General features: G+C 50.8%; 11 protein-coding genes. 4 read left to right on the top strand and 7 right to left on the bottom strand.

Annotated features, from left to right (window positions below):
- Positions 1-259 precede the first annotated feature (259 nt).
- Positions 260-1,129 carry a DUF2911 domain-containing protein gene (locus DCW36_RS20185; protein WP_114782612.1) on the top strand — a complete coding sequence of 290 codons (870 nt, stop codon included), beginning with the start codon at positions 260-262 and terminating at the stop codon, positions 1,127-1,129.
- A gap of 53 nt (positions 1,130-1,182) precedes the next feature.
- Here DCW36_RS20185 and DCW36_RS20180 read toward each other — a convergent pair whose 3' ends face one another.
- From DCW36_RS20180 to mnmA, 6 genes are all read right to left on the bottom strand, one after another.
- Positions 1,183-2,004, bottom strand: a complete 822-nt coding sequence (locus DCW36_RS20180) for a glycerophosphodiester phosphodiesterase (protein WP_114782607.1) — start codon at positions 2,002-2,004, stop codon at positions 1,183-1,185.
- A gap of 204 nt (positions 2,005-2,208) precedes the next feature.
- Positions 2,209-4,647 (bottom strand): TonB-dependent receptor, encoded by a 2,439-nt coding sequence (locus DCW36_RS20175; RefSeq protein WP_114782606.1) that lies wholly within the window; start codon positions 4,645-4,647, stop codon positions 2,209-2,211.
- 18 nt (positions 4,648-4,665) lie between these two features.
- The gene (gene rpe, locus DCW36_RS20170) at positions 4,666-5,325 is read right to left on the bottom strand and encodes a ribulose-phosphate 3-epimerase (protein ID WP_114782605.1); all 660 of its coding nucleotides are present in this window, start codon (positions 5,323-5,325) and stop codon (positions 4,666-4,668) included.
- Between the two features lie 55 nt (positions 5,326-5,380).
- Positions 5,381-7,042, bottom strand: a complete 1,662-nt coding sequence (locus DCW36_RS20165; RefSeq protein WP_114782604.1) for a S8 family serine peptidase — start codon at positions 7,040-7,042, stop codon at positions 5,381-5,383.
- 4 nt (positions 7,043-7,046) lie between these two features.
- Positions 7,047-7,784, bottom strand: coding sequence for a hypothetical protein (locus tag DCW36_RS20160; protein WP_125185411.1), 738 nt, complete (start codon positions 7,782-7,784; stop codon positions 7,047-7,049).
- Positions 7,781-8,908: a tRNA 2-thiouridine(34) synthase MnmA gene (mnmA, locus tag DCW36_RS20155; RefSeq protein WP_114782602.1), complete on the bottom strand. Its 1,128-nt coding sequence runs from the start codon at positions 8,906-8,908 to the stop codon at positions 7,781-7,783. The genes DCW36_RS20160 and mnmA overlap by 4 nt, the downstream gene beginning before the upstream one ends.
- Before the next feature lie 363 nt (positions 8,909-9,271).
- Between mnmA and trpF the strand changes: the two genes are divergently transcribed.
- Positions 9,272-9,895: a phosphoribosylanthranilate isomerase gene (trpF, locus tag DCW36_RS20150; protein WP_240676255.1), complete on the top strand. Its 624-nt coding sequence runs from the start codon at positions 9,272-9,274 to the stop codon at positions 9,893-9,895.
- A 17-nt stretch (positions 9,896-9,912) separates the two neighbouring features.
- Positions 9,913-10,893, top strand: a complete 981-nt coding sequence (locus tag DCW36_RS20145; protein WP_114782600.1) for an alpha/beta hydrolase — start codon at positions 9,913-9,915, stop codon at positions 10,891-10,893.
- A gap of 76 nt (positions 10,894-10,969) precedes the next feature.
- Here DCW36_RS20145 and DCW36_RS20140 read toward each other — a convergent pair whose 3' ends face one another.
- Positions 10,970-11,458, bottom strand: a complete 489-nt coding sequence (locus DCW36_RS20140) for a flavodoxin domain-containing protein (protein WP_114782599.1) — start codon at positions 11,456-11,458, stop codon at positions 10,970-10,972.
- Between the two features lie 451 nt (positions 11,459-11,909).
- On the opposite strand from DCW36_RS20140, the gene DCW36_RS20135 reads away from it, so the two are divergent.
- Complete coding sequence (locus DCW36_RS20135) at positions 11,910-12,788, top strand: lytic transglycosylase domain-containing protein (protein ID WP_240676254.1); 879 nt, start codon at positions 11,910-11,912, stop codon at positions 12,786-12,788.
- The last annotated feature ends 183 nt before the right edge of the window (positions 12,789-12,971 follow it).

Here is a 12,971-nt window from a genome sequence, read left to right as displayed (position 1 = left end):
CTCTATCTCTGCTTTTGAAAAAACACCTCTTAATCAACTACTTAACAACACACAAATACAAATGCCGGAAAATAACATTTGTAACCAATTGAAAATCTTTTAATTATACTTGGACACTAATGATTTATACTATATAACATGTGCAGCAGGCAGTGCTTCAGAAAAGAAAAATGTTTTAATTTTGCATTTGGATTACGCTTAAAATCCGAATGGCATAGTTTTTTCTTTGTATATCCCGAAACCAGAGAACCAGATCTACATGAATAAGTACCTGTTAAGCTTTTTTTTACTTTTAATTTCGTTTGTAATCTCCACCACTGCTTCTGCGCAGTTGCAATTGCCGCAAGCCAGTCCGGCAGCCTACGTGCAGCAGACGATCGGCTTGACAGATGTTTCCGTGAGCTACCATGCGCCCGGCGTAAAAGGGCGTTCCGTTTTCGGTAACCTGGTTCCGTATGGCAAGTTGTGGCGGGCCGGTGCCAACGAAGCAACCCTGATAACTTTCTCCGACGATCTTTTCCTGAACAACGAACGTGTACCTGCCGGAACATATTCCTTTTTCATTATCCCCGAATCTGACAAGGACTGGAGCATTGTTCTGAACAAAGACACCACCCTCTGGGGACTCGAAGGCTACAGCGAACTGAACGATGTAGCCTACCTGAGCGTGAAGCCAAAGAAAGTCCCTTTCCAGGAAACGCTGCAGTTCTCGTTTTCCAACATCGGGACGAACACCGGGCAGCTGCACCTGGCCTGGGAAAATTCGCAGCTAACGCTGCACATCGAAACGGAGGTGGAGAAGAAAGCGCTCGCCAACATACACAAAGCCCTTGCCGAAGCCGCTCCCGATGACTGGTACATCTGGGCACAGAGCGCGGAATACATGATGCAGCGGAAAGAGTATCATAACGATGCGCTGAAGTGGATAAACAAATCCATCGCAATCAAAGAGAATTTTTATAACTCCTGGATCAAGGCAAGGCTGTATGCCTACAACAAAGAGTTCCAGGAAGCCGCAGCGCTAACCGCCAAGGCCATGCAACTGGGCAGTTCGGAACCGGAAGCCTATAAAACCTATGCCAAGGAAATTGAAACAGCCTACAACGACTGGAAGAAGCGGAAATTTTAGAAACTGAAAAGCTGTACAGGAACGCGATTGTAGTTGCCTGTAGAGCTTTTAAGTTACGGTACAGAAACGGGTGCTGTCTTCTGATTTAGTCTTTCGAACAGCAACTCCGGCTCATCTGTTGTAATAAAATCGAAATTATTTGCCAAAAACCAATCCATATCTTCGGCCTTGTTAACGGTCCATACATTAAGGGTAATTTTATGCTTTTTAGCGCTTTCTATCCATTCCGGGTGTTTTCTGTAAACATTCTGATTATAATCAGCCCCCTTGATTCCGTCAGCAGCTAATTGCTCCGGCGTTTTGTTCCCCTGCAGATATTGCGTTGTCGCCGTCGGGTTGAGTTCGACAATCTTCAGCAGGATACCATAGTCGAAACTAATGTATTCCACCTGCTGCTGCGCCCGAAGCTCATGCACCAGTTTCACAATTTTAGCTGCAACGTCTTTTCCCCGCTCCTTACTTATTCCGGAAGGCTTTATTTCGCAGACCAATTTTGTAGAGGCGTTGTTTTCCATTCCTGCAAGAAGGTACTCTCTTAAAGTAGGCAGCTTTTCCCCGTTTGACAGCCTGCTGCTGGCAACCAGTTCAGAATAAGTTGATTCCTCTACCGGCAGTTTATTAAAAGTTGCATCATGATGAAGAACCAGCGAATCATCTGCCGTCATGCGCACATCGAATTCTGCACCTCCGCATTTCAGTGCGATGGCTTGCCGGAGAGCTGCAATAGAATTATGAGGAAGCGAATTCTTCTTCCAGGCGCCACGATGGGCAACAACTACATTTTCCGGCAATGCTGTTCTTGCTTTACTTGCCTTTTCGGAACTGCTGCACGAAACAAAAGAAGCAGCAGCTAGCAGGATAGGTAATAGACGCATGGTGTTTCTTTATTTAACTGAACATTTCAAAGTTACAGCTTTGAAAAGAGGTTACAACTTATAGCTGGCTGTTTCTACATAATTGCCAGAATTGCTACATATATGGTATTGTAGCTTTTACCATTGAAGATGATGAGGCCGATACCAGGTAGCAGGTCGTAGGAAGAGCAGTGGCAATGGAGGCTGGTGCAGTAAAGTAAATTATCAGAATTTGGCGATAAAGCGCAGGTTAATCCTTCTGCCAGTCAGGTAATTCGGAACGGCATAGGTAACACCGTTCACATCGTTTACATAAGTGTAGGAGATGCGGTTGCGGGCATCGATCAGGTTCAGCACTTCCAGCCCCAGCCACAGGCTCTCCAGCGAAACCTTTTTCCGTTCTACCAGTTCGTCGCCTAACACAATAAGCTTGGAGAACCCGATATCGATGCGCTTAAAGGACCTGCCGGGAAAGGAATTCCGGTATTCGGGTATCCGCGGCGGGCTAAACGGTAAACCACTGCCATAAGCCAGGTTCAGGTACATCCGGACCGTCGGGTTGTTGGGCAGGTGGTCCTGGAAAAAGATTCCCACGTTGAGCAGCTGGTCGGATGGCCGGCGGATGTAGCCTTGTGGGGTCCTGCCTGTAATGTTTCCTTCGGCATCATACACAAAGGTGGAGTCCCCCTCGATATTCTCTTTGGTAGTGAGCAGACCCAGGCTAAACCACGACTCGGCTCCTTTTATGAATTCTCCGTTCACGCGAACATCAAACCCGGCGGCATAGGCTTTGGCATTGTTGGTGGCAAAATAACGCAGCCGCACATTGTCGATGTCGTATGGAATGACGTTGGTCAGGTACTTGTAATAGACTTCGGAGGTAAGTTTAAAATCGCGCTCCCACATTTTAAAGAGGTAGTCGCTCCCGAAGATGGCATGGAGCGAGCGCTGTGCTTTTATATCGGGGTTTAACACCCCTTCGTAATTGCGTAGCTCCCGGTAGAAAGGCGGCTGGTAGTACAGTCCTAAGGCAGCTTTGAAGGATAAATCGGGGTTGTGCCTGGTGATGAAGGAATACTGAATCCTGGGGGTAAACGTGAATTCGCGGTTAAAGTCCCAGTAGCTGACCCGGAAACCGTAGGTAAGCGATTTAAGCGAGTCCAACTGATAGGTATGCTGCACATAGGCATTGTAGCGCAGCGTGTTCAGGTTGAGGCCCGTGTTCAGGTAATAGGCTGGTGTTACATAATCCGCAGAATCCCGGAAGCCGTATTCGGCTATTTTGTCTTCAATCCGTTCGTTCCCCACCTTCACGCCGGCAATCACGTTGCTGCGCCTGCCCGGAACCCAGCGGTTACGTACTTCAAAGGTCAGTATCTGGGCCAGCAGCGTGTTTCGTGCATGGTCGAACTGGCTGCCAACGCCGCGCTGCTGCAGGCATTCGCCAAAGTTGTCGCCGTTGGCGGTGTTTACATCGCAAAGCCGGTAACCCGCTTCCAGGTCACGAAACTCCCGCTCCCGCGAATGAACGCCGGAAAGAATAAACTCCGACAGAAACCGTGGCGTGAACTTATGCGCCAGGTTTACCCCGACCTGGTAGGTCCGGTAATCCATCTGCTCCCGCCCGTCATACCCCACCAGCAGCCGGACCGGCGCCTGCCGGGTGCCGAAGGTGGTTACCCTTGTTTCGGGGATGGTGGTATAGTCGTTCTGCGCATAACTGGCTAATATTCCAAGGGTTGTGCGTTCCGGGTCAAGTGTGTCTTTAGAAAGATCGGCATGTACGTAGGCCTGGGCATCTGTGAAGCTGGGCAGGTACTGCCCGTCTACCTGCAGCCCTCCAAGTACATACTGCCCGTTCTTATGCCGCGCGCCAAACAGGTAAGAAACTTTTTTGTTTTTAGAAGCTGATTCGAGATGAAGCGAGCCGCCGGTGAGGCTGCCCGTTACGGAGCCGGCAAACTCCTGCGGCTTCTTGTACTCGATATTCAGCACCGACGAAAGCTTGTCGCCGAACCGGGGTTGCCAGCCGCCGGAAGAAAATTCGATGCCGCCTACCAGGTCAGGGTTTACAAAGCTTAGCCCCTCCTGCTGCGCATTCGATATCAGGAACGGACGGTAGATCTCGATGCCATTGACGTAGATCAGGTTCTCCTCGTAATTGCCTCCGCGCACCGAATAGGTAGAAGAAAGCTCATTGTTACTGGTAACGCCGGGCAGCGTTACCAGCACTTTACTGAAATCGCCGAAAGCAGAAGGAAGCATCCGGGCATTTTGCGGGTCCAGTTTGGTCATACCGGCCTGGTCGCGGGAATTCATATCGCGTTTTGCAATAACGTCTACCGTGTTGAGCAAACGCTGGTCCGGGGACAGTTTAAAATTAACCGTTCTCCTTTCATCGGGCTTCAACCGGAGCTTTGTCTCCTGCGGCAGATATCCCAGAAAACTGGCAACGATAACGATATCCTGCTCCGAAGGTACTGGCAGTATATACTTACCAGTTTCATCGGTCTGTACTGCGGTTTCTGTTCCCTTTATACCTACTGTCGCAAATTCTAACGGCTGGTTAGTAGTACTTACTACACTGCCGGTTATGGTCGCCTGTTGTGCAGACACCGCCAGGGGTACTACCAGAAGTAACCATACCGTTAAAAATCGAAGCATTGGTGCTTGTTGGTGGTGTTAAACAGAAGTCACGCTTTTAAGATCGGCTATTGTCTGTATTGGGTCGGCAGAAGTAAACACGAAGCTGCCTGCTACCAGTACATCCGCACCTTTTTCCAGCAAAAGAGGTGCATTCTGCTGATTTACGCCTCCGTCTATTTCAATTAACGCATGGGAGCCGCGCGCCAGTATAAGCTCTTTGGTTTTTTCGATGCGGCGATAGGTGTTTTGGATAAACTTCTGCCCCCCAAAGCCGGGGTTCACCGACATGATGAGTACCAGGTCCAAATCCGTGATAATATCTTCGAGGAGGTTAACGGGTGTGTGCGGATTCAGAGCCACGCCTGCTTTTGCGCCGGTGGCTTTAATCTGCTGCACCGTGCGGTGCAGGTGCGTACAGGCTTCGTAGTGTACGGTGATAATCTCAGCACCGGTTTCGCGGAACTGCTCGATGTAAAGCTCCGGCTCCACGATCATCAGGTGCACATCCAGCGGCTTTTTGGCGTAACATTGAATGGCCTGCAACACCGGAAAACCAAAAGAAATGTTGGGCACGAAGCGGCCGTCCATAATGTCGATGTGCAGCCAGTCGGCCTGGCTTCGGTTCAGCATCTCAGTCTCTGCTTGCAGGTTGGCAAAATCAGAGGCGAGAACAGATGGGGCTATTAGTGGGTTCATGCAGCAAATATACGTTTTTCGGCAAACTAACCTATAGCCAAAGCGAACAGAACAGCTACAGTTTCAGGAAACGTAAGGTGCTGATGTGCTTTCCGGAGCTGATCCGGCAGAAATAAACGCCCTGCTTCAGCACCTGGGGCTGCAGCTCAAGCTGGTGGCTGTATTGTTGCGACGGCAGCACAGCCTGGTAGATCAGCCTACCAGTTATGTCATACACCTGTACCGTGCTTTCCTGCTTTACCCACTTCTCGCCAAGGGTGAGCAAAACAGGCTGAGAGCTTACAGGGTTGGTAATAAAGAGATCATTTTCAACAAACTGAGGCAAGGAGGTTACAATTCGGCTGGCATTCGGAATGCCATAGCCCATTTCGTTGGTAGGATTGACTGCCAGGCTGCCGGACTGACGGATCATCCGGATAATTTCCTGGCTGGTTTTGGTGCTGTTCGCCTCCCACAGGATAGCAGCCAGCCCCGCCACAATCGGAGCTGAAAAAGAAGTACCAGTGCCTGCCGCTATGTTCCCCGCTGATCCATACACAAAGGCCCCCTGCCCCTGCGCCATTACATCCGGCTTGATGCGGCCATCGGCAGTAGGTCCCACCGAACTTGAAGCGGCACGTATGCCATCTTTATCTACCGAGCCGACGGTCAGGACAGAATCTGCATCGGCAGGCGTGGCAATATAGCGCCATTCCCTGGCGCCGTCGTTCCCGGCACTCACCACCACCAGCATACCGGTAGCAGCAGCATAGTCGGCTGCCTTTGTTACCAGGGCCGTGTTGCCATCCAGGTTGTTATAGGTATAGCTCGGCGATGGAGCTTGGAAGGTGGTGTAACCGATAGAAGAATTCAGTACATCGGCACCGGCACTGTCGGCATATTCGGCCGCCAGCAGCCAGTTTATTTCTTCAATTTTATGTTCAGAAGCAACATCTTCGGTACGCAGCAGGATAAAATTTGCGCCAAAGGCAGTTCCGATGTACTGGTTGGGCTGGTAAGCGGCCATGGTGGAAAGCACTGATGTTCCATGGGAATACTCGGCATAAACATTCTCCTGCTTCTTTACAAAATCGAAGGTGCCTTTTATTTTGTTGTTCTGGAAAAGATGCGCAAAGGCCGGAATCGTATTTACTCCCGGGAAACCGGCATCCAGCACCGCAATGGTCATGTTCTGCCCCGTAAAGCCCTTGTTGTGCAAATCCACGGCCCCTATCATGTTGGCCTGGTTAAAAGCCTGTCCGTAGGCGGCCTGGCTATAAGGGGCATCCATAACTGCGGCGGTTTGCTGCAAAGGCTCTACCACCGGCACTGTTGCTGCCTGTGGCAAGGTTCCTATCCTGTTTAAGGAGCCCGAAGTCTTTACAAAATCCAGCGCCTGTATCTCCGCCAGTTTCGCATCGGTGCACTGCACTACCGCCGCGTTAAACCAACGGGAGGTATACCACACCGTTACGCCTTCGAGTTGCTTCAGGCCGGCAACATAAGCTGGGTTTACCGGAAGGTCGCGGGTCGTCAGGGCAATCTGCTGCCTGGTGCGGCGGTCGATTGCCTTCTGCGACAGAAACTGCAACGGCTGCTGCAACGAATAAGGGGAGTTGGCCTTGTCTTTAAAGTAAACAATGCGTTTTTGCGGTTCAGCTGCTGTTCCGTTTGTCTGTTGTGCCAGTGCTGGTCCGATACAAATAAGAGTACCAAGTAAGAATAGCAGCTTTCGCATTATATCACATTTTTCCGTGAGACCTCAGGACTTCAATACGTTCGTGCCCGTTCAACTTGAACTTGTTTTCCGGATCAAAAGGACAGGTTATGGATTGTGAATCGTTACAATAGGTTACTTTATTAAAAATCCTGTAAACCAGCCCGATATCTTTTACATAAACCTCTTTCCGGTCGTCCAGGTTGATCAGGTTATCCGTGGGCCTGCCCTGGATTACCGTTAAGGACTCATCGTAGGTTTTGCCGCCGATGGTAACAGGTTCGCCTACGTTTGTCAGTTTAAACTTCTCCTTCCGGTCTTCCTCGTAGTTTACCTCGTTGGAATTGAAGGCATCTGCATTCCAGATTTTGCCGTTTTTTACCGGGAACACCAGCTTGATGCGCCTGGTGTTGTTTTTCATCTCCACAATGCTGTTGTTGGACTTGGTAACCAGCATCACCGAATCGTCTGCCCACGTACTGCCTTCGCCCGGCCTTACGGAACGGATTATTTTGTAGGTAGTTACGTTCGCCTGGTCCACATAAGCCGTATCCACCCGTTCCCGCACCTGAAAGCGCGTGGTATCGCCCACGTTGTTCTGAATACGAATATTGGTGACATCGTAAATTCGGTAGTTGCCCACCTCCAGCGGGTAATAGTTTAAACCTAACGCCTCTGGTGTAGGCTCCACAGGCTTTTCTGCACACCCGTACCAGAGTCCTGCTACAAGAAAAGCCAGCGCCAGTATGTTTCTTTTCATCATGAAAATATATCCAACTTATAGTCCAGGTTGTAGTTCGACTCGATCCAGCCGCCGCCTACTACATCATTTCCTTCGTAAAAAACAGCAGCCTGACCAGGAGCAATGGCATTCACGCCCCGCAGAAAGTGGACTTTCATTTTATCGCCCTCCTGCTCTATGATCGCCTCTGTGCCCGGGTCGTTGTAGCGCACCTTGGTAATGGTCGGAATCGGTTTTCCTATCAGGTCTGCATATTTCCCCATGCTCAATTTTCCAACGGTCATAGCATTTTTGGCCAGATCGTCGAAGTTGCCCAGCACCACCCGGTTCAGGTCCTTTTCGATACGGGTAACATAGGCCGGGAAGCCAAGGGCAATGCCCAGTCCCTTCCGCTGCCCGATCGTATAAAACGGATAGCCCTCGTGTTTGCCTACTACGGTGCCGTCTTCGAGCACAAATTCGCCGCCGGCCACGCTTTCTTCCAAGCCTTCTACCCTGCGCTTCAGGAAACCACGGTAATCGTTATCCGGGATAAAGCAGATTTCATACGACTCCGGCTTGTTTACCAGTTCGGTAAACCCTCTTTCCAGGGCCATCTGCCGGATCTCGGACTTACGCAGCCCGCCCAGCGGGAAAATGGTGCGGCTCAGGCTCTTCTGCGAAATACCCCACAGCGCATACGACTGGTCCTTGTGCTCATCCAGCCCTTTGGAAATCACATAACGGCCGTTCTCTTCGCGAATATTGGCATAATGCCCGGTGGCAATAAAATCACATCCTAACTGGTCGGCCCGGCGCAGCAGCGCATCCCATTTAATGTGCGTGTTGCACAGCACACAGGGGTTTGGCGTACGTCCGGCAATGTATTCGTCCGTAAAATGATTTATCACAAAGTCGCCAAACTCCTCCCGGATATCAATTATGTAATGCGGAAAGCCCAGTTGTACGGCAATATTGCGTGCATCGTTTATAGAATCGAGGCTGCAGCAGCCGGTTTCTTTCCTGTTTCCGCCACTCGAGGCATAATCCCAGGTTTTCATGGTCATGCCCACAACCTCGTATCCCTGCTCATGTAACATGACAGCTGCCACCGAGCTATCGATGCCGCCGCTCATGGCTACCAGTACCCTTCCAGATTTACTCATTTAATATATGTAAAATAATAAAAAAAGTTAAAACAAATTTTTTACAAATATACTAACATCAGGGCAGGAATAAAGATTCAGGCTGCCAAATAATACCTGCCCGGTTAACAGGCTGTGCTGCTGGCTTTTGTAATGGCAGGATGTTTGCCCGGCGAAAACGGTTGTTGCAGGCAATAATTCTGATTGCCCTTTGCAGAGGGCAGAATGGGAAAAGCAGGTACCTGCCGCCACCGCACGGCGTAGCTGCAAAAACTGCATCCGGTTAAAAAAATAGTTAAAATGGTAGCAAAGAAAGTAAAATGGGCTTTACTTTGAAGACATTTTTTTTGCAAGTGACCACTTAATCTTAAAGTTAAACATAATATGAGCCTACGTACTTCCGTAATAGTCAGCAGCCTAAACAACCTGAACGATGCACGCTATTGTGCAGGCATGGGGGTTGATGTGATCGTTTTTAACCTGAAGCTCGACAGCCCGGAACGTGTTTCGAATGAAGCTTTAAAAGAAATTATTGGCTGGCTGGCCGGTGTAAAGCTGGGCGGGCAGTTCGAAAGAGCCAAACCGGATGTCATTAACCAGTACGCCGAAGATTTTAACCTGGACTATATTCAGTTGGACACGCCGTACCTGATCGATGAGATAGAGGAGATCCGGGTGCCGGTTATTCTGAAAGTGTTCATCAACAAAGATACCGTGGAAAGCGAGCTGCTGGAGATGATGGAGCTGTACCTGCCGGTGGTGGATGCCTTCCTGATTTACTCCAACGATTTTACAACCATCGACGACACCAACACCAACCTGCTCAAAAAGGTGTGCAAGCAGTTCCCGGTGTACCTGGGCTTCGGGCTGAACCAGGACAATGTGAACAAAGTGCTCAAAACAGTAAAACCCAAAGGCATCTGTTTGCTGGGCGGCAGTGAACTGAAAACCGGTCATAAAAATTTTGATGAACTGCAGGACATCCTGGAGGAACTGGAGGAACAATAGGAAACAGCATAACGCATATGAAGAAAAAGGCATTTATGGTGGTGGCATTATCGCTCCTGAGCCTGGCACAGGTATACAGCCAGAAAGCACCGGTCGAGCTGCCCTTGTACAGCAGCAAAATTCCAAACGAAGTTCCCGGACCGGACCTGGAAGAAGCGGAACGGCGGGTGGAAGGCGAACTGCAGATTGAAAAGTCCCGGATAAAGAACATACGGAAACCGACGCTGACGGTATACCTGCCGCCCAAAGACAAGGCAAACGGCACCGCCGTGGTGATATGCCCGGGTGGTGGCTATGCGATAGTGGCAGCAGCGCACGAAGGACATGCGGTAGCCCGGAAGTTTAACGAACAGGGCGTGGCTGCGTTTGTGCTGAAGTACAGGCTACCGGACTCCAGCGTAAGTTCCAAACCCGAAGTAGCGCCCCTGCAGGATGCACAGCAGGCGCTGCTCCTGGTTCGGGAGCGGGCAAAAGAATGGAACATCGATCCGGACCGGGTGGGCATTATGGGCTTTTCGGCCGGGGGCCACTTGGCCTCTACCGCCGGCACGCACTTCCGGCAGGCGTATGTCGATAATCCGAATAACACCAACCTGCGCCCGGACTTCATGCTGCTGGTTTACCCGGTTATCAGCAGCAACAAAGAAATTGCGCATCAGGGCTCGTTTGAGCGTTTAGTGGGAAAAGATGCCTCTGAAGAGAAGCTGAAAGAATACTCGAACGAATTCAACGTGACGGCCCAGACCCCGCCTGCGTTTCTGGTACATGCCTCCGACGATAGGGGCGTGAAATCGGAAAACAGCATTGTGTTTTACCAGGCGCTCCTGCGCAACCAGGTGCCAGCCGAGCTGCACATCTACCAGCGGGGCGGCCACGGTTTCGGACTGCACAACACCTCCACCAAAGATTTGTGGTTCGACCGCGCCATCAACTGGCTCGACAGCAATGGGCTGTTAACGAAAAAACAGCACGATAAAGCCAGTACGTCAAAGCAGTAGACGTGCAGCGGGAATGGTGGCAGGTGCAGTAACCTTAAAATGTGCTCTGCACCTGCCACCACTCCCGCTGCTCCTGTTAAAGTACGCTAACCGGAGCCATCGCTTCAGCAAACCGGTCTATTTCGGCATATTTTATTTTAGAAACACTCTCCTGTTGTCCTGTTACTGACCGGATAACCATTTTCTCCCAGAAGCTCATCTTTTCAAACAGCAGCTCCCCTCCCATCACGCCTGTGGCCCGGGCATGGCGGCGCAGCGCTTCCGGGTAAGCATCCTGCATGACTGCTTCAGCCTGTTTTTCGTTCATACAGCAGATAAAAAGTCCGAGTTGTTTCCCGAGCAGCTCCTGCTGGTGCGTCCTGCAAAAGTCTTTGATGCCGGTTTGGATTTGTCCCGCGTAAACCGATCCTCCCACCACCACCAAATCGTAAGGCTGTAAATCCGGTGCAGGAGAGGCAGCATCCAAACGGTGCAGGTCCACCGGAAAAGGAAGTTGCTGTTGCAGATAAAGCGCCACTTTTTCGGTAGTGCCGTGCCGGCTCATATACAAGATCAAGGCTCTCATAAGACTGGGATTTGGGGTTTGAAGCTATCACATGTAAAGAAGCGCTGAACCGGGCCCGTTTTCAATGACTGTAGTCATGCTGCCGGCTGATCCTGGTCATCTGCAACCTGGTTCTTTCTCGCTAAACACCTGTAAGTTCTGCTGCAAAACTGGCATCGCTTCCCTTAATTTAGTACCTTTAACCGAAGAAAGAAACTACACCCACACCGGAACCGGTTGCGCAGACAAAAAGCACTGGTGCCCCACTTTCTTCGTACAATATTTTATATAACATTATCGGAGAAGCCGCGGGCATCGTAGAAATTTCAGAACAAAACAAGTCTGTTTTATTTAAACCAGTGGAAATAGCGTTCCACCTGCACCGTTATACAAGGGAAGGCAACATCAAGAAAGGAGGATAAAATCAATGTTTCAGCACGCATGGAAATATCTGTTAATTACACTGCTGCTGGTGGTATCACTGCACCTTTGCAGCCAGCAGCCCACGCAGTATTTAGCCGCTACGTCTGCCTCTGGCATTTCGAATGCGAATGTGGCACGGCCGGTATTCCGGGCGCCAACCTTACCTGCCTCCGCTACCTTTGCCGGTGAGGAAGTTCCGCTTCATATGCCCGATGTGGCAGAACGCCTCGACCGCGAACTGCTGACCAATTCCTACTACCACTCAGGCACCCTGCTGGGGCTGAAGCGGATGCAGCGGTACCTGCCGGAGATTAAGCGCCTGCTTCGCGAAAACGAGATACCCGAAGATTTTGTGTTCCTGGCCCTGGCCGAGAGCTTGTTCGGGCACGTGACCTCCCCCGCCGGTGCAGCCGGTTTCTGGCAGCTGATGCCCGATACCGCCCGTGGCTACGGCATGCTGGTAAACAACGAAGTGGACGAGCGGTTTCACCTGGAGAAAGCCACGCTGGCGGCCTGCCGATACCTGAAAACGGCAAAAAGCCGCTTTGGCTCCTGGACCAACGCCGCCGCCTCCTACAACAGAGGCATGGGTGGCCTGGACAGGGCACTGAAGCAGCAGGGCGTCACCTCCTACTACGACCTCTATTTGAACGATGAAACGTCGCGCTACATGTTCCGGATTCTGGCCCTGAAGGAAATTCTGAGCAACCCGCAACAATACGGTTTTGAACTCCCGGCAGAACAGGCGTACCAGCCCCTGCAGGCGCGTGAGATTACCATCAGTTCCTCCATTCCGGATTTACCACAATTTGCACTGGAACAGGGTATTAACTACAAACTCCTGCGCCTCTACAACCCCTGGATCAAGGGCTATAAGCTTACCGTACCTTCCGGAAACGAGTTTGTACTGCAGCTGCCGGAGAAGTAATAAAAAGTACAGTAAAAACAGGCAAACCCGCCGGCTTCATTATCGGAGCAGGCGGGTTTGCCTGTTTTAGGGCCCCACCAGTTCTGCTGCACCAGCCACCACAGCCACTGCTCCTCTACAGCCAGGGGAAGAGGCGAGGCATAAAAAAAAGCTCCTGCAAAGGCTGCAGAAGCTTTTCCCGGA

The organism is Botryobacter ruber, from assembly GCF_003347595.2.
Lineage (GTDB): Bacteria > Bacteroidota > Bacteroidia > Cytophagales > Hymenobacteraceae > Pontibacter > Pontibacter ruber_A.
This window is presented reverse-complemented; position numbering and strand designations above follow the sequence as displayed.

Coding starts and splice junctions, on each gene's coding strand:
- DCW36_RS20185 (WP_114782612.1), top strand. CDS start 260: ATGAATAAGTACCTGTTAAGCTTTTTTTTACTTTTAATTTCGTTTGTA.
- DCW36_RS20180 (WP_114782607.1), bottom strand. CDS start 2,004: ATGCGTCTATTACCTATCCTGCTAGCTGCTGCTTCTTTTGTTTCGTGC.
- DCW36_RS20175 (WP_114782606.1), bottom strand. CDS start 4,647: ATGCTTCGATTTTTAACGGTATGGTTACTTCTGGTAGTACCCCTGGCG.
- rpe (WP_114782605.1), bottom strand. CDS start 5,325: ATGAACCCACTAATAGCCCCATCTGTTCTCGCCTCTGATTTTGCCAAC.
- DCW36_RS20165 (WP_114782604.1), bottom strand. CDS start 7,042: ATGCGAAAGCTGCTATTCTTACTTGGTACTCTTATTTGTATCGGACCA.
- DCW36_RS20160 (WP_125185411.1), bottom strand. CDS start 7,784: ATGATGAAAAGAAACATACTGGCGCTGGCTTTTCTTGTAGCAGGACTC.
- mnmA (WP_114782602.1), bottom strand. CDS start 8,908: ATGAGTAAATCTGGAAGGGTACTGGTAGCCATGAGCGGCGGCATCGAT.
- trpF (WP_240676255.1), top strand. CDS start 9,272: ATGAGCCTACGTACTTCCGTAATAGTCAGCAGCCTAAACAACCTGAAC.
- DCW36_RS20145 (WP_114782600.1), top strand. CDS start 9,913: ATGAAGAAAAAGGCATTTATGGTGGTGGCATTATCGCTCCTGAGCCTG.
- DCW36_RS20140 (WP_114782599.1), bottom strand. CDS start 11,458: ATGAGAGCCTTGATCTTGTATATGAGCCGGCACGGCACTACCGAAAAA.